General features: G+C 72.7%; 16 protein-coding genes. 7 read left to right on the forward strand and 9 right to left on the reverse strand.

The annotated features are described in order from the left end of the window. The first annotated feature begins 15 nt into the window (after positions 1-15). A complete protein-coding gene (locus QSK39_RS15450; RefSeq protein ID WP_285478431.1) occupies positions 16-1,083 on the forward strand; it encodes an NADP-dependent oxidoreductase in 1,068 nt (355 codons plus the stop codon). A 21-nt stretch (positions 1,084-1,104) separates the two neighbouring features. Next, positions 1,105-1,803: an SDR family oxidoreductase gene (locus tag QSK39_RS15455; RefSeq protein WP_285478432.1), complete on the forward strand. Its 699-nt coding sequence runs from the start codon at positions 1,105-1,107 to the stop codon at positions 1,801-1,803. Here QSK39_RS15455 and QSK39_RS15460 read toward each other — a convergent pair. Both QSK39_RS15460 and pafA read right to left on the reverse strand, forming a co-directional pair. Next, positions 1,800-2,825, reverse strand: a complete 1,026-nt coding sequence (locus tag QSK39_RS15460) for a WD40/YVTN/BNR-like repeat-containing protein (protein WP_285478433.1) — start codon at positions 2,823-2,825, stop codon at positions 1,800-1,802. The two genes, QSK39_RS15455 and QSK39_RS15460, sit on opposite strands and share 4 nt — an antisense overlap. Positions 2,826-2,887: 62 nt before the next feature. Beyond that, positions 2,888-4,246 (reverse strand): Pup--protein ligase, encoded by a 1,359-nt coding sequence (pafA, locus tag QSK39_RS15465; RefSeq protein WP_285478434.1) that lies wholly within the window; start codon positions 4,244-4,246, stop codon positions 2,888-2,890. Positions 4,247-4,445: 199 nt separating this feature from the next. Between pafA and QSK39_RS15470 the strand changes: the two genes are divergently transcribed. The 4 genes from QSK39_RS15470 to QSK39_RS15485 all read left to right on the forward strand — a co-directional run bounded on the left by QSK39_RS15470 (position 4,446) and on the right by QSK39_RS15485 (position 8,726). After that, the gene (locus QSK39_RS15470; RefSeq protein ID WP_502873276.1) at positions 4,446-5,873 is read left to right on the forward strand and encodes a bifunctional phosphatase PAP2/diacylglycerol kinase family protein; all 1,428 of its coding nucleotides are present in this window, start codon (positions 4,446-4,448) and stop codon (positions 5,871-5,873) included. A 105-nt stretch (positions 5,874-5,978) separates the two neighbouring features. Further along, a complete protein-coding gene (locus QSK39_RS15475; RefSeq protein ID WP_285478436.1) occupies positions 5,979-7,181 on the forward strand; it encodes an alpha/beta hydrolase in 1,203 nt (400 codons plus the stop codon). A gap of 41 nt (positions 7,182-7,222) precedes the next feature. Next, positions 7,223-7,918, forward strand: coding sequence for a DUF4381 domain-containing protein (locus QSK39_RS15480; protein WP_285478437.1), 696 nt, complete (start codon positions 7,223-7,225; stop codon positions 7,916-7,918). Positions 7,919-7,949: 31 nt separating this feature from the next. Beyond that, the gene (locus QSK39_RS15485) at positions 7,950-8,726 is read left to right on the forward strand and encodes a class I SAM-dependent methyltransferase (protein WP_285478438.1); all 777 of its coding nucleotides are present in this window, start codon (positions 7,950-7,952) and stop codon (positions 8,724-8,726) included. A gap of 48 nt (positions 8,727-8,774) precedes the next feature. Here QSK39_RS15485 and prcA read toward each other — a convergent pair whose 3' ends face one another. The 4 genes from prcA to dop form a co-directional block, all read right to left on the reverse strand. After that, positions 8,775-9,584, reverse strand: a complete 810-nt coding sequence (gene prcA, locus QSK39_RS15490) for a proteasome subunit alpha (protein WP_285478439.1) — start codon at positions 9,582-9,584, stop codon at positions 8,775-8,777. Positions 9,585-9,639: 55 nt separating this feature from the next. Beyond that, positions 9,640-10,494: a proteasome subunit beta gene (prcB, locus tag QSK39_RS15495; RefSeq protein ID WP_285478440.1), complete on the reverse strand. Its 855-nt coding sequence runs from the start codon at positions 10,492-10,494 to the stop codon at positions 9,640-9,642. A 135-nt stretch (positions 10,495-10,629) separates the two neighbouring features. After that, complete coding sequence (locus QSK39_RS15500) at positions 10,630-10,824, reverse strand: ubiquitin-like protein Pup (RefSeq protein ID WP_013226725.1); 195 nt, start codon at positions 10,822-10,824, stop codon at positions 10,630-10,632. 86 nt (positions 10,825-10,910) lie between these two features. Continuing rightward, a complete protein-coding gene (dop, locus tag QSK39_RS15505) occupies positions 10,911-12,413 on the reverse strand; it encodes a depupylase/deamidase Dop (protein WP_284744980.1) in 1,503 nt (500 codons plus the stop codon). Positions 12,414-12,455: 42 nt separating this feature from the next. On the opposite strand from dop, the gene QSK39_RS15510 reads away from it, so the two are divergent. Next, positions 12,456-12,974 (forward strand): NUDIX hydrolase, encoded by a 519-nt coding sequence (locus QSK39_RS15510; protein WP_285478441.1) that lies wholly within the window; start codon positions 12,456-12,458, stop codon positions 12,972-12,974. Here QSK39_RS15510 and QSK39_RS15515 read toward each other — a convergent pair. The 3 genes from QSK39_RS15515 to QSK39_RS15525 are packed head-to-tail and all read right to left on the reverse strand — an operon-like array spanning position 12,965 to position 14,893. Further along, positions 12,965-13,576: a hypothetical protein gene (locus tag QSK39_RS15515; RefSeq protein ID WP_285478442.1), complete on the reverse strand. Its 612-nt coding sequence runs from the start codon at positions 13,574-13,576 to the stop codon at positions 12,965-12,967. The two genes, QSK39_RS15510 and QSK39_RS15515, sit on opposite strands and share 10 nt — an antisense overlap. Before the next feature lie 52 nt (positions 13,577-13,628). After that, entirely contained in the window at positions 13,629-14,558 is a 930-nt protein-coding gene (locus QSK39_RS15520; RefSeq protein WP_285478443.1) for an aldo/keto reductase, read from the reverse strand. Further along, on the reverse strand, positions 14,555-14,893 hold the full coding sequence (locus QSK39_RS15525) for a hypothetical protein (RefSeq protein WP_284744984.1): 339 nt from the start codon (positions 14,891-14,893) through the stop codon (positions 14,555-14,557). Before QSK39_RS15525 ends, QSK39_RS15520 begins: the two co-directional genes overlap by 4 nt. Positions 14,894-14,937: the final 44 nt, after the last annotated feature.

Raw genomic sequence — 14,937 nt, forward strand, 5'->3', positions numbered from 1 at the left:
GCGAAGGAGACGAAGATGCGCGCGATCGTGGTCCGCCGGTTCGGCGGCCCGGAAGTCCTGGAGTCGATCGAGGTCCCGGTGCCGGAGCCGGGCCGGGGGCAGGTACGGATCCGGGTGGCGGCGGCCGCGGTCAACCCGGTCGACCTTGCGACGCGGGCCGGGATTTTGACTGGGGCGGGGGTGATCCCGCCGCGGGAGGTGCTCGGCCTGGGTTGGGATGTCGCCGGCGTGATCGAGGCCGTGGGTGAAGCCGAGGAGAGCGACGCGCGCGAACCGGGTTCACCCCGGCAGAACGCCAGCCTCGGCAGGCCGAGCGAGCGGGCGCGGCTCGGGCACGACGACAGCTTGGGCGAACCGGTTCCGCTCCGGGCCGGCGGAGGGCCTGCTGCCCCGGCCGGCGGGCAGCCCGGCCGATTCCGCGTCGGCGACCCCGTGATCGGCCTTCGCGACCGGCTCGCCACCCCGCTCGGTGCCTACGCCGAGCAGGTCGTGCTGGATGCCTCGGCCGTCGCGCCCGCGCCCCCTGGCCTCTCCCCCCTCGAAGCCGCGACCCTGCCGCTCAACGCCCTCACCGCCGCCCAGGCGCTCGATCTCGTCGGAACCACCGGAACCCTGCTGGTCACCGGCGCGGCGGGCGCGGTCGGCGGGTACGCCGTCGCCCTCGCGCACGCCCGGAAACTGCACGTCATCGCCGTCGCGGCCGACGCCGACGAAGCCGCCGTCCGGGACTTCGGTGCCGATCGGTTCGTCCCGCGCGGCCCGGACCTCGCCGAGCGCGTGCGAGCCCTCGTCCCCGGCGGGGTCGACGCCGTCCTCGACACCGCGCTGCTCGGCCTGGACGCGCTCGATGCCGTCCGCGGCGGTGGGGAGTTCGTCGCCTTCGCCGCCGGGGCCGCGCCGATTCCCCTGCGCGGGATCCGCGTCCGCGACGTCTGGATCCGGGCGGACGGCGAACGGCTGGCCGAGCTGGCCGGCGCCCTCCGCCCGCGCGTCGCCGGCGTGCTGCCGCTGTCGCGGGCCGCCGAGGCCCACGAACGGCTGGCCGCGGGCGGGCTGCGCGGCCGGCTCGTGCTGACGCCGTGAAATCTCCTTAGCCTGGGCGTCATGGATGATCGCGTTCTCCTCATCACCGGTGCCTCGCGCGGCCTCGGCGCCGCCACCGCGCGGCTGGCCGCCGCCTCCGGGTTCAAGGTCGCCCTCGTGGCCCGCAAGGCCGACTCCGTCACCGGCCTCGCCGCCGAACTCGGCGAAGACCGGGCGATCGCGCTCGGCGCCGACGTCGGCGACTGGCCGAGCATCGACGGCGCCGTCACCCGGGCCGTCGAGCGGTTCGGGCGGCTCGACGCGGCCTTCGCCAACGCCGGGATCGGCGTCGGGACCTCGTTCTTCGGCACCGACGACCCCGACCCCACCCAGTGGGAGGAGATGGTCCGCACCAACGTCCTCGGCGCCGCCTACACCGCCCGCGCGGCCCTGCCCGCGCTCAAGGAGTCCTCCGGGCACCTGCTGATCACCGGCTCGGTCGCCGGCCGCTACATCCGCAACGCCAGCCTGTACTCGGTGACGAAGTGGGCCGTCACCGGGATGGCGGGCGCCATCCGCGAGGAGGCCGTCGGCACCGGGGTGCGCGTCACGCTGGTCAACCCCGGCATCACCGACACCGACATCCTCGACGACGACCAGCGCAAGAAGCCGAAGCTGGACGCCGGCGACATCGCCCGCGCCGTGCTCTACGCACTGCAGCAGCCGCCCCACGTGGACGTCAACGAGATCATGGTCCGCCCGACCGGCCAGGTGCTCTAGCGGCTCAGGCGGGCGACCCGGCCCTTGGCGCCGCCGGCCCAGCAGCTCGTCCCGGCGCAGTCCACCGAGTCGAAGCTGCCGGAGTCGAACGCCGTCCAGTGCCGGCCGCCGTCCGGGCTGTAGTCGCTGCCGCCGGTGCCGACGGCGATGACGCTCCCGCCGCGCCAGGCCAGCCCGGAGCGGTACCCGGCGGGGTACTGCCCCGGGGTGGTCCAGGTGCGGCCGCGGTCCCGGGTCAGCGCGACGGCCGGGCCGGGTGCGGTCGGGTTCGCGTAGTCGCCGCCGATCGCGATCCCCTGTCCCGGGCTCCGGAAGGCGACGGCGAACACGCCGGCCGACGGGCTGCTCGGCAACGGCGTGTCGGACGCGGTCCAGTGGCGGCCGCCGTCGCCGGAGTGCAGGACGCGGGCGGTCGCGCCGCCGCCGGTCGCGAGCCAGGCGTCGAACGGTCCCGAGGTGGTGATGCACTGGCCGCTGGCCGCGAACCCGGCCTCGCCGGGCAGCGCGGGCGGGAAGCCGCTGTCGGGGACCGGGCGCCAGCTGCGGCCGCCGTCGAAGGTGGCCTGGACGCGGAACTTCCCGTCGACGGGATCGCTCATCGCGAGCCCGCGCCACGGGTCGAAGAAGGCGAGGCAGTCGTAGAACGCCGCCGCGTCGGTGTTCTGGAACGTCCGGCGCCAGTGCGCGCCGCCGTCGTCGGTCCGGTAGACGCGCGAGTCGGTGCCGGGGCCGATCGAGAGGGTCACGGCGTGGTCGGCGTCGAAGGCCTCGATGTCCCGGAGCTCGAGCGCCTCCGCGCCGGGCGGGCCGACGGACTTCCAGCTCGTCCCGCCGTCGGTGGTGCGCAGGACGGTGCCCTGCGTGCCGCTGACCCACGCGACGCGGGCGCTGACGGCGGACAGGCCGCGGAACTGGGCGGTGACCCCGGTGGGCTTGACGTCCCACTTCGGCAGGCGCTCCCCCGCCGACGCCGGAGCCGCCACCGAGACCAGCAGAGCGAGGACGAGCAGCAGGACACGCATGCGGAGATCCTGCCGCACCCGCCCGGCGACTTTCGTAGGGAACACCGGGCGGGTGTGCGGGACTAGAGCGAGCTGATCAGGCGTTCCACGCGCTCGTCGACCGAGCGGAACGGGTCCTTGCACAGGACCGTGCGCTGGGCCTGGTCGTTCAGCTTCAGGTGCACCCAGTCGACCGTGAAGTCGCGCCCGGCGGCCTGGGCGGCGGCGATGAAGTCGCCGCGCAGCTTCGCCCGGGTCGTCTGGGGTGGGGTGTCCTTGGCGGCCTCGATCTCGCCGTCGTCGGTGACCCGGCGCACCAGGCCCTTGCGCTGGAGCAGGTCGAAGATGCCCCGGCCGCGGCGGATGTCGTGGTAGGCCAGGTCGAGCTGGGCGATCCGCGGGCTGGACAGGTCCAGGTCGTGCTTGTGCCGGTAGCGCTCGACCAGCCGGTGCTTGATCGCCCAGTCGATCTCGGTGTCGATCTTGCCGAAGTCCTGCTGCTCGACGGCGTCGAGGGCGCGGCCCCACAGCTCGATGACCCGCTCGTTCGCCGGGGTCGTGCCGTTGTCCTTGAGGTGCTGGACGGCGCGGGCGTGGTACTCGCGCTGGATGTCCAGCGCCGAGGCCTCGCGCCCGCCGGCCAGCCGCACCTGGCGGCGGCCGGTGAGGTCGTGGCTGATCTCGCGGATCGCCCGGATCGGGTTGTCGAGGGTGAAGTCGCGGAATTGGACGCCGGCTTCGATCATCTCGAGCACCAGGTTCGCCGAGCCGACCTTGAGCATGGTCGTCGGCTCCGCCATGTTCGAGTCGCCGACGATGACGTGCAGGCGCCGGTAGCGCTCGGCGTCGGCGTGCGGCTCGTCGCGGGTGTTGATGATCGGCCGCGAGCGGGTGGTCGCGCTCGAGACGCCCTCCCAGATGTGCTCGGCCCGCTGCGAGAGGCAGTAGACCGCGCCCCGCGGGGTCTGCAGCACCTTGCCGGCGCCGCAGATGAGCTGCCGGGTCACCAGGAACGGCAGCAGCACGTCGGCGATCCGGGAGAACTCACCCGCGCGGGTCACCAGGTAGTTCTCGTGACAGCCGTAGGAGTTGCCCGCGGAGTCGGTGTTGTTCTTGAACAGGAAGATGTCGCCGCCGATGCCCTCGTCGGCCAGCCGCCGTTCGGCGTCGACCAGCAGGTCCTCGAGGATCCGCTCACCGGCCTTGTCGTGCGTGACCAGCTGGACGAGGTCGTCGCACTCGGCCGTCGCGTACTCGGGGTGCGAGCCGACGTCCAGGTAGAGCCGGGAGCCGTTCGACAGGAAGACGTTCGATGAGCGTCCCCACGAGACGACTCGCCGGAACAGGTAGCGCGCCACCTCGTCGGGCGAGAGCCTGCGCTGTCCGTGGAAGGTGCACGTGACCCCGAACTCGGTCTCGATGCCAAAGATCCGCCGCTGCATGCCACCAGAGTAGGCGCTGGACCCCCTTCGACGGTGCGCCGTTCGGGCGTCGACACGCCCCCGGTGTGCCACAGACGGTGAAAACCCCCCGATTCAGGCACGATTGGAGCACTGCTCTTGACTACTCGGGGAAGGCGACTCCTTGTCACACCAGCTCATCCAGGCCTTCCGACGGGTCGGGCGAACCGACCGGGCCCTCATGCGGCGCAGTGCCGCCCTCCCGGCCACGAAGGCCGACGACGCGCTGATGGCGCTGTCGAGATCGGCGAACAAGTCCCGCCTCTGGTGGGGCGTGGCGGCGCTGCTGGCGGTGCAGAAGGGCCCCACGCGGCGGGCCGCGCTGCGCGGGGTCGTCGCGATCGCCGGGGCCAGCGCCGCGGCGAACCTGATCGGCAAGCCGCTGTTCCCCCGCCGCCGCCCGGCCGAGGAGGAGGTGCCCATGCACCGCCGCCTGCGGAAACGCCCCACTTCGTCGTCGTTCCCGTCCGGCCACTCCGCCTCGGCCGCGGCCTTCGTGACCGCGGTGGCGATGGAGTCGCCGCGCGCCGGTCTCGCCGTGGCCCCCCTCGCGCTCGCCGTCGCCTACTCGCGCGTCCACACCGGCGTCCACTGGCCTTCCGACGTCGGCGTCGGCCTGGGCATCGGGGTCGGCGTGGGCCTGGCGACCCGGCACTGGTGGCCGCTGCACGACGACGTCCCGGCCCGCACCGCCCACGACGCGGACGCACCGGAGATGGTCGACGGCGACGACATGCTCGTGCTGGTCAACCCGAAGTCCGGCATCGACGGCCAGGACCCGACCGAGGACGCCCGGCACGCCTGGCCCAAGGCCGAGATCCTCCACCCGGACCCCGACCAGGACCTGATCGCCCAGCTCGAAAGCGAGATCGACGCCCGCGGGACGGTCCGCGCGCTCGGCGTCGCGGGTGGTGACGGCACCGTGGCCGCGGTCGCCGCGGTCGCCGCGGAACGCGACCTGCCGCTGGCGCTGATCCCGGCGGGCACGCTCAACCACTTCGCCCGCGACGTCGGCGTCAGCTCCATGCCCGACGCGGACGCGGCGACCGAGCTCGGCAACGCCGTCGGCATCGACCTCGGCGAGGTCGAAATCAAGGAGGGGGACGGCGGCACGGCGCACCGCTGGTTCGTCAACACCGCCAGCCTCGGCGGCTACCCGGAGATGGTCCGGCTGCGCGAGAAGCTGCAGGAAAAGCACCCCAAGTGGCCCTCGGCCGCGATCGCGCTGACCCGGTCGCTGCGGCACGCCAAGCCGCTGACCGTGCGGCTCAACGGCAAGCTCACCCAGGTGTGGCTGCTGTTCGTCGGCAACGGCACGTACGCGCCGAAGGGCTTCGCGCCCAGCCGGCGGCCCGCGCTCGACACCGGCCTGCTCGACGTCCGCTACCTGCGCGCCGACCTGCCCTACTCGCGGGCCCGGTTCCTGCTGGCGATGGTCACCCGCACGCTCGCGGCCAGCCACGTCTACCAGGAGCTCGACGTGGCGGAGCTGGACGTCGAGCTGCTGGACGGCCACCGGCGCGTCGCCACCGACGGCGAGGTCGGCCCGCTCGGCAACCGGTTCCGCTTCCGGTCCCGGCCCAGCGCCCTGACCATCTACCGTCTTTAACCTTTCTTTACTTTCTCTCAACGAACCCACAGCCGCCCCTGGCTAGCGTCTTGATCGAGATGCGGGCGACCCTGCCCGCGGCCAGGGGACGAGCGGGGATCGAACATGGACGGGCACGGCCTGGCGAGCGGTATCCACCGGGCCGCCACCGACCCGGTGCTGCCCGGCGACGTCACCGCACGCGCCCGGGACCTCGGCCCGTTCGAGTCCCCGCTCATCTGGCTCGCCCTCGCCTCGGCCGCCGTCGCGGTCCTCGCCGTCGTCTTCGCGTTGTGGCACCGGCGGCGGGTGCGCCGCTGGGGCTTCACCGCCTTCGGCGTCCTGCTGCTGCTCGCGGCAGTCACTGCCCTGAACAGCTACGTCGGGTACGTCCGCACCTCCGACGACCTCGCCCGCCTGCTGCAGAAGGGCCCCGGCGTCGTCAACCTCGCCGGCCGGCTGCTCGACGACGGCCACGAAGCACCGTCCGACTCCGAGTCCGCCGGGTCGCACCCCGGCGCCGGCACCGCGACCGCCGGCCAGCGGATCGACGTCGTGAACCTGCCCGACCCGGCGCACGGTGTCCCGTCGGGCAGCAACTACGTCGTCCTGCCGCCCGGGTACGACGCGACCGCGGCCCGCCGCTACCCGGTCGTCTACCTGATCCACGGCTACCCGTTCGGCGGCCCTCGCGACTGGCTGACCTCCGGCGACGCCCCGGGCACCCTGCTCGCGCTGCAGCAGGCCGGCGTGATCGAGCCGATGATCGTGGTCAGCGTCGACCTGACCGCCGGAAACCCCGCCACCGACTGGGAATGCCTCGACATCCCCGGCGGCCCGCAGCTCGAGACGTACCTCGCCCGCACGGTGGTCCCGGCGATCGACCAGCGCTACCGCACCATCGCCGACCGCGGCCACCGGGCACTGGGCGGCATGTCCGGCGGTGGCTTCGGGGCGCTCAACATCGGCCTGCACCACGTCGACGAGTTCGGCACCCTGCTGATCGCCCTCCCCTACGACGACCTCAACGACTCCGTCGGCGTCCTCGACGGCAACCGGGCGGCGATCGCCGCCAACACCCCGCGCCGCTACCTGCCGACGATGCCCTTCCCGGCGCCGATCTCGGTGATGCTCGCGGTCGGCACCGGAGCACCCACCGACGTCACGACGGCCCACCGGATCGCCGACGCCCTCCGCGCCCGCGGCCAGGAAGCGGTCGTCCACGCCGAACGCGGCTTCAACCACACCTGGCACACCGCCCGGGCGACGCTGCCGTACCTGCTCGCCTTCGCCGACCAGAACTTCCGGGCCTCCCCCGCGACGTCCTGAACCCGGGACGGGTCCCCGGGAGCCCCGGCTACGGTCGCCGGGTGCGCCTCGGTTCCCTGGTCCTCGCTGTGACGGCGACCCTGGCCCTCTCCGCGTGCGGGCCACCGGACCCGCTCCCGTCCACGGCGGCCCTGCTCGACGAGTACGCCCGGTCGACGTCGGTGAAGAACGACCGGTTCACCGGGACCGGGTCGAGCGCGGAGCGAGCGCAGTACCTCTTCGCCAACTACCCCGGCGGACGGCTCTTCGGTGCGCTGCTGGCGACGTTCCGGTGCGGCGCCGGCGACCAGCACGGCCCGTTCCCCTCCGACAAGTGCGACCTGACCGACGAAGTGCGCCGCACGGTGAGCACCGTCGCGGGCGGTGACCTCTACGCCCGGTCGCTGCTCGTCAAGCACGAGCGCGGCTCGCTCGAACTCGTCATGCTCTACGTGGTGCGTGGCCCCGGGAAGTCCGTGGCCGTCGACCGGACCGGACGCGGCTACACCGACCTGGCGGACTTCCGGGCCCACAACGACCTGCTCACCGCCGAGGACCTGGTGCTGACCCCGGCGGACATCACGGCGGTGCCCGGCGGGAACGCGGTCGTCGTCACCGGGCACACGCCGCCGGCCTGGCCGTGGTGGGTGCTCGGCGGGTGCGTCGCCCTGGTCCTGGTGCTCACCGCGGTGTTCGTCCTGCTCCGGCGGCGGGCGAAAGCCCGGTTCGACGGCCTCTTCGGCCCCGGCGCCACCTGAAATCCGGTTGTGGCGCACGCGATCCTGGAGCATGGACCTCGCGACGCACTACGCCACCGGACCCGCCGAAGACAGCCGGCTCGACCGCACGCCGCACGGCCGCCTCGAGTACCTGCGCACCCGGGAACTGCTCCGCCGCTTCTTACCCGGCCGCGAACGCGTTCTCGACGTCGGCGGCGGCACCGGTGTCCACGCGGCCTGGCTCGCGGCCGACGGGCATCCCGTCCACCTCGTCGACGTCGTCCCGGCCCACGTCGCCCGGGCGGCGGCACTTCCCGGCGTCACGGCCTCGGCCGGTGACGCGCGCGAACTCGACGCGTCCGATGCCTCCTACGACGCCGTCCTGCTGCTCGGCCCGCTCTACCACCTCGTCGAGGCGGCCGACCGGGCCCGGGCGCTCGCCGAAGCCCGGCGCGTGCTGCGTCCGGGTGGCCTGCTCGCCGCCGCGGGGATCAGCCGGTACCTCTCGCTGCTGGAGACCGGCGCCGCCGGCACGCTCACGCCCGGCCGCGTGGACCCGGTCCGCGCGGTCATCGAGACCGGTGCCTACGACGGCCACGCCGGCTTCGTCCCCACGCACTGGCACACGGCAACCGAACTGCACGACGAAGTCGCCGCCGCGGGCTTCACCGGCACAGCCGTCTTCGGCGTGGAAGGGCCTTCGTGGCCCGCGCTGGACTTCGCCGGCCTCTCGCGGTTCGACGAGCTCGCCGAACCGGCCCTGCGCGCCGCCCGGATCGTCGAGCGGGACCCGCGGCTCATCGACGCCAGCGCCCACCTGCTCGCCTTCGCCCACCGGCCCGCATGACGAAGGCGGGGGCACGGTCACCGACCACGCCCCCGCCTTCGCGAAGTCCTACTCGCCTTCCGGCTTGGCCTCCGGCTCCTCGCCCTGCGGGTCCGGCACCGGCAGCAGCGAATCCAGCGCCGTGCCCGTCAGTCGGCGGAACGAGCGACGCGGGCGGTCGCGGTCCAGCACCGCCACCTCCAGCTTGATCGGCGGGTCGGTCTCGCCGTTGCCGTTCGCCGCGGACGAAGAAGTGGACGACGACGCCGAGGAAGACGACGAAGACGTCGTCGAGGACGTCGACGGCTGGGTCGGCGTCCGCAGCGCGGCCACCGCCACCCCCAGCGCGGCCTGCAGGTCCAGGCCGTCCTCGAACGTCTCCTTCAGCTTCGCCGCGATCTTCTCGTTCTGCCCGCCCATCACGATGTACTGCGGCTCGTCGAAGATCGACCCGTCGTAGGTCAGCCGGTACAGCTGGTCCTCCGCCGCGCTCGCCCCGACCTCCGCCACGCAGACCTCCACCTCGAACGGCTTCAGCTGCTCGGTGAAGATGCTGCCCAGCGTCGCCGCGTACGCGTTCGCCAGCGCCCGCGCGCTCACGTCACGCCGGTCGTACTGGTACCCCTTGAGGTCCGCGTGCCGGATGCCCGCCACCCGCAGGTTCTCGAACTCGCTGTAGCGCCCGACGGCGGCGAACCCGATCCGGTCGTAGATCTCGGACACCTTGTGCAGCGTCGCCGACGGGTTCTCCGCCACGAACAGCACGCCGCCTGCGTACTTCAGCACCACCACGCTCCGGCCGCGCGCGATGCCCTTGCGCGCCAGCTCGGAACGCTCCCGCATCAGCTGCTCGGGAGAGGCATACAACGGCATCGTCACGGTGTGCGCTCCAGGTCTTTCGGTGTTTCAGCGTTCACTGGTCCCGTCCGGCGTTTCAGGAGAGCCGGCTCTGCTGGCGCTCGATCCGCCCGGCCACCACGGCCTCCGCGACCGCGGCCGTCTCCGATTCGGGCAGCTGCACGGCCCCGTGCTCCGCCGTGATCGTGACGACGCTCGGGAAGATCCGGCGCACCAGGTCGGGCCCGCCCGAGGCGGTGTCGTCGTCCGCCGCGTCGTACAGCGCCTCGACAGCCACTCGCGTGGCGCCTTCGACGTCGGCGTCCGGGTCGTGCAGCTTCTTCAGCGCGGATTTCGCGAACAGCGAACCCGAGCCGATGCCCGCGTAGCCGCCGTTCTCCTCGTAGCGCCCGCCCGCGGCGTCGTACGACACGATCCGGCCCGCGTGCTTCGCGTCCTCGGCTTCCAGGTCGTACCCGACGAACAGCGGGATCGCGGCCAGCCCGGCCATCGCCATCTCGAGGTTCGCCTTGACCATCCCGGCCAGCTTGTTCGTCTTGCCGTCCAGCGACAGCGAAACGCCCTCGATCTTCTCGTAGTGCGCCAGCTCCACCGCGTACAGCCGCACCATCTCCACGGCCAGCCCGGCCGTGCCCGCGATGCCCACCGCCGAGTACTCGTCGGTGACGTGCACCTTCTCGATGTCGCGGCTCGCGATCAGGTTCCCCGACGTCGCCCGCCGGTCACCCGCGATCAGCACGCCGCCCGCGAAGGTCAGCGCGACGATCGTCGTCCCGTGCGGCACGCCCAGCTCCGCCGCACCACCGGACATCCGGCGCTCCGGAAGCAGTTCGGGTGCCTGCACCCGCAGGAAGTCCGAAAACGACGACGTCGCCGACGAGAAGTACGCCCCCGGCAGAGCGGGACCCGAGATGCCCCTGGTGTTGTCCATACGTGCTCAAAAATCCCATCTGTGCGGGCCGCAGGCTCCGCGCCGGGCGACGCGGGCCCACCGGGCCACGGTCACCTCCACGCGGAACCCCGGCCGCCGGCTGAACGGTCGGCTGGGGCGCAGCGCCCCGAGCGGCTACTCGCCGCCCTTCTGCACGTAGGCCCGGACGAAGTCCTCGGCGTTCTCCTCGAGCACGTCGTCGATCTCGTCGAGGATCGTGTCGACGTCCTCGCCGAGCTTCTCGCGCCGCTCCTGACCCGCTGCGCCGGTGTCGTCGAACTCCTCGTCGGAATCGCCGCCGCCGTGCTTTTCGATCTTTTCCTGGGCCATCTCGCCTCCCGGTGTGGCTGATGTTTCCTAGCCTACCCAGCGGCCCCGACATTCGGGGTCACGCCGCGATCGCTGGTGCGTCCCGCCTAGTCCGAACCGGTGAGCGCCTCCACCAGGTCTTCGGCCGTCGCCGACTCGTCCAGCAGCTTGCCGACGTGCGCCTTCGTCCCCCGCAGCGGCTCCAGCGTGGGGATCCGCACCAGCGACTCCTTGCCGACGTCGAAGATGACCGAATCCCACGAGGCCGCCGCGATCGAGGTCGCGTACTTCTCCAGTGCCCGGCCCCGGAAGTAGGCCCGCGTGTCCGACGGCGGCGTCGTCACCGCGGCCAGCACCTCTTCCTCGGTCACCAGGCGCTTCATCGACCCGCGCGTCACGAGCCGGTTGTACAGGCCCTTGGCCAGCCGCACGTCCGAGTACTGCAGGTCGACCAGCCGCAGCCGCGGCGCGCCCCAGGCCAGGTTGTCCCGCTGCCGGTAGCCCTCCAGCAGGCGCAGCTTCGCCGGCCAGTCCAGCCGGTCCGCGCACTCCTGCGGGTCGCGCGCCAGCGCGTCCAGGACCTCGCCCCAGACCCGCAGGACCTCCTTCGACGCCTGGTCCGCGCCGGTGCGCTCCAGGTTCTGCGAGGCGATCTCGTGGTAGGCGAACTGCAGGTCCAGCCCGGTGTACTTCTTCCCGTTCGCCAGCGCCACCTGCACCTTCAGCGTCGGGTCGTGGCTGATCTGGTGCACCGCGCGCACCGGCTCGTCCAGCTTCAGGTCGTCGAACCGGATGCCCGACTCGATCAGGTCGAGGATCAGCGCCGTCGTCCCGACCTTCAGGTACGTCGAGTACTCCGACATGTTCGCGTCACCGATGATGACGTGCAGCCGCCGGTACTTGTCCGCGTCCGCGTGCGGCTCGTCCCGGGTGTTGATGATCCCGCGCTTGAGCGTCGTCTCCAGGCCGACCTCGACCTCGATGTAGTCCGCACGCTGGGAGAGCTGGAACCCGGCTTCCTCGCTCTGCTGGCCGATCCCGACCCGGCCCGACCCGGTCACCACCTGCCGCGACACGAAGAACGGCGTCAGCCCGGCGATGATCGCGGTGAACGGCGTCGAGCGCGCGCACAGGTAGTTCTCGTGCGTGCCGTAGCTCGCGCCCTTGCCGTCGACGTTGTTCTTGTACAGCTGCAACTGCGGCTGGCCGGGCACGGACGCCGCCTTCAGCGCGGCCTCCTCCATCACCCGTTCGCCGGCCTTGTCCCAGATGACCGCGTCACGCGCGTTCGTCACCTCGGGCGCCGAGTACTCCGGGTGCGCGTGGTCGACGTACAACCGCGCCCCGTTGGTCAGGATGACGTTCGCCGCGCCGAGGTCCTCGACGTCCGGGTCGTGCCCCGGCCCGCCCGGGCCGGTCAGGTCGAACCCGCGCGCGTCCCGCAGCGGGGACTCCACCTCGTAGTCCCACCGCGCCCGCCGGGCGCGCGGGATGTCGGCCGCGGCCGCGTAGGCCAGCACGACCTGGGTCGAGGTGAGTACCGGGTTCGCCGTCGCGTCGCCCGGCACGGAGATGCCGTACTCGACTTCGGTTCCCATGATCCGCCGCATGTCCACCACCCTACGGGGTCGTCCTAGTGGAACGATGCACCCATGCCAGGCAGTGACGAACTCGTTGCGCTCTATGACCAGGCCGGCTCCGCCGTCGGCACGACCACCCGCGCCCGGGTCCGCGCCGAGGGCCTGTGGCACGCCGCCGGCGTCGTGCTGGTCCGTTCGGGTGACGGCAAGGCCGTCTACGTGCACCTGCGCACCGCCACGAAGGACGTGTTCCCGTCCACCTGGGACTGCTGGGCAGGCGGCGTGGTCGCCGCGGGCGAGTCACCGGCCGAGTGCGCCCGCCGCGAACTGGCCGAAGAGCTGGGCGTCCACGAGGTGGAACCCGTTCCGCTGTTCACCAAGGTCTACGACGACGGCCGCAACCGCTGCCACAACTTCGCCTTCGAAGTCCGCTGGGACGGGCCGATCCACCACCAGGCCGAAGAGATCGCCGAAGGCCGCTGGATCCCCCTCGACGAGCTCCGCGCCTGGATCGACGACCCGGCACCCGAACTCCCCTTCATCCCCGACGGCCGCGAAGGCGTCCAGGAGTGGTTCCGCCGTTACGGCTGAGCCGCGAGCTTCGCCGCCATCGCGGGCAGCAGCCGCTTGGCCGCGTCCACGGCCCGCGCCTCGGTGCTCGCCGAGACGGTCAGCCCGGACACGAGCTTTCCCTTCGCCAGCAACACCGTGCACGTCTTGCCCTCGCACCAGGCCTGCTGGCGGTCCACCCCGGCCTGCGCCGGGACGCTCACCGTCTTGCCCGCGCAGTCCGCGTTCGCGACGGCTTCGGCGGCCGCCTCGTCCGGGTACGCCGCGACGCGGTGGCGCAGCACCGAACCGCTGGGGTACTGCCAGGACGCGGTCCGGCTGCTCGCCGACACGCTGCCGGTGAGGCAGCCCGAAACCTCGCCGGAACCCCGTTGCACGCCTTCCTCGGCGACGTCCGCATCGGACAGCAGCGCCCGCTCCGCGAGCAGCCCCAGGTCGGGCGCCACCGGGGCGGCGGGAGCCGCCTTCGCGGGGCTCACCGGCACTTCGGTGACCGACGCCGGTGCCGACGTGGGGGCCGGATCGTCGTAGTACGTCTCGAGGTTGTTCGGGTCGGGCCCGTCGCAGGCCGTGAGGCCGACGAACGCGACCGCGGCGAGGGCGAGCACCTGACGATGACGCACTTGCTCCGGCCTCCTGTCGTGTGCGTGTGCCTGCGAAGAGTAGTGCAGCGCCTCAGTCCCACCCGAGGGAGGACCGGTGTCGCCAGTACTCCTCCGGATTTTCCGCGAGACCCGCCAGCGCGGCTTCCTCGTCCGTGCTCAGCGAAAGCGTGGTCGCCCGCAGGTTCGCCGCCAGCTGCGCCGGGCTCGCCGGGCCGATGACGGCCGTGCCGGCCCAGTCCCGCGCCAGCACCGCGGCGACGGCCACCGCGTCCGGCCCGGCCCCGTGCACCGCCGCGATCTCCCGCAGCGCCCCGGGCGCCTCCACCACGAGCCGGCCGTTGGCGAGGGTTTCCTTGACCAGCACGCGCTTCCCGGCCGCGTGCGCCGCGGCCAGCGCCGGCCCGGCCGACGGTTCCAGGACGTTCCACGTCGACTGCACCGCCGAGAACACCGGCCGCCCGGCCATTTCCAGCGCGAACGCGCGCTCGATCGCGGCCGCCTGCGCCGGCCCGGACGTCGAGAACCCGACCGCGACCCCGTTCGCGGAAAGCTCCGCCAGCGCTTCGAGCAGTGGCTCGTCGGTGAACAGCGGACTGTCCACAGTGAGCGAATGCACCTGGTAGAGGCCGACCCGATCCCCCAGCAGCGCCAGGGTTTCCGCCCATTGGGTGGCGAACCGCGCCGCCGAGTGCTCCTTCACCTCGTGCACGTCGGCGTCGAGCCGCCAGTCCCCCACGTACGCGTAGCCCCACTTGCTGGAGACCTCGACGTCGTCGTGCCCGCGCTCGGCGAGCCAGCCGGCGAGGAACTCCTCCGAGCGCCCGTACGACCGGGCGACGTCGACGTGCCGGATCCCCGCGGCGTAGGCGTCGTCGAGCACCGCGAAGGTCGCGGCGCGCATGGACTCGACGTCCCGTACCGCCGGCAGCGCGCCCTCGCGGCCGAGGTTGATGTAGGCAGGGCGGCCCAGTGCGGCCAGGCCGAGCGCGACGCGGTTCATGCCGTCTGCTTGTGCCGGAGGATCGCCAGCCACTGGTCGGCGTTCTGGGCCTGGCGGTGGAGCTTCTCGAGGCGCGCGGCCGGGGCCCGGACGTACCCCTTGCCGAAGACCGGCGCGATCTGGCGGAGGCTCGCGCCGCCTTCGCGCGCGGCCAGCAGGGCCCAGTCGGACGCGTCGGCGCAAGCGGCCGAGGCGCGGCGGAGCTCCCCGAGGATGTCGATGAGCTCCTGGGCGTTCACCTCCCCCGCCTGGACGGCGGCGGCCGTCGTCTCCAGCCAGGCCAGGACGTCGGACTCGGTGATGGGCGCGCGGGGGCGGCGGGTTTCTTCGCTCACGGCCCGTGAGTATAGGTCGTTATACGTCGATATACTCGGTACCA

It is taken from the genome of Amycolatopsis sp. NBRC 101858 (assembly GCF_030269325.1).
In the GTDB taxonomy this organism is placed as follows: Bacteria; Actinomycetota; Actinomycetes; order Mycobacteriales; family Pseudonocardiaceae; genus Amycolatopsis; species Amycolatopsis ponsaeliensis.

What these genes read in the sequence shown, in the direction of transcription:
- QSK39_RS15460 (WP_285478433.1), bottom strand. Translation starts at nt 2,825, where the DNA reads ATGCGTGTCCTGCTGCTCGTCCTCGCTCTGCTGGTCTCGGTGGCGGCT.
- pafA (WP_285478434.1), bottom strand. Translation starts at nt 4,246, where the DNA reads ATGCAGCGGCGGATCTTTGGCATCGAGACCGAGTTCGGGGTCACGTGC.
- QSK39_RS15450 (WP_285478431.1), top strand. Translation starts at nt 16, where the DNA reads ATGCGCGCGATCGTGGTCCGCCGGTTCGGCGGCCCGGAAGTCCTGGAG.
- dop (WP_284744980.1), bottom strand. Translation starts at nt 12,413, where the DNA reads ATGCGGCGGATCATGGGAACCGAAGTCGAGTACGGCATCTCCGTGCCG.
- QSK39_RS15475 (WP_285478436.1), top strand. Translation starts at nt 5,979, where the DNA reads ATGGACGGGCACGGCCTGGCGAGCGGTATCCACCGGGCCGCCACCGAC.
- QSK39_RS15520 (WP_285478443.1), bottom strand. Translation starts at nt 14,558, where the DNA reads ATGAACCGCGTCGCGCTCGGCCTGGCCGCACTGGGCCGCCCTGCCTAC.
- QSK39_RS15485 (WP_285478438.1), top strand. Translation starts at nt 7,950, where the DNA reads ATGGACCTCGCGACGCACTACGCCACCGGACCCGCCGAAGACAGCCGG.
- QSK39_RS15455 (WP_285478432.1), top strand. Translation starts at nt 1,105, where the DNA reads ATGGATGATCGCGTTCTCCTCATCACCGGTGCCTCGCGCGGCCTCGGC.
- QSK39_RS15500 (WP_013226725.1), bottom strand. Translation starts at nt 10,824, where the DNA reads ATGGCCCAGGAAAAGATCGAAAAGCACGGCGGCGGCGATTCCGACGAG.
- prcB (WP_285478440.1), bottom strand. Translation starts at nt 10,494, where the DNA reads ATGGACAACACCAGGGGCATCTCGGGTCCCGCTCTGCCGGGGGCGTAC.
- QSK39_RS15470 (WP_502873276.1), top strand. Translation starts at nt 4,446, where the DNA reads ATGCGGCGCAGTGCCGCCCTCCCGGCCACGAAGGCCGACGACGCGCTG.
- QSK39_RS15510 (WP_285478441.1), top strand. Translation starts at nt 12,456, where the DNA reads ATGCCAGGCAGTGACGAACTCGTTGCGCTCTATGACCAGGCCGGCTCC.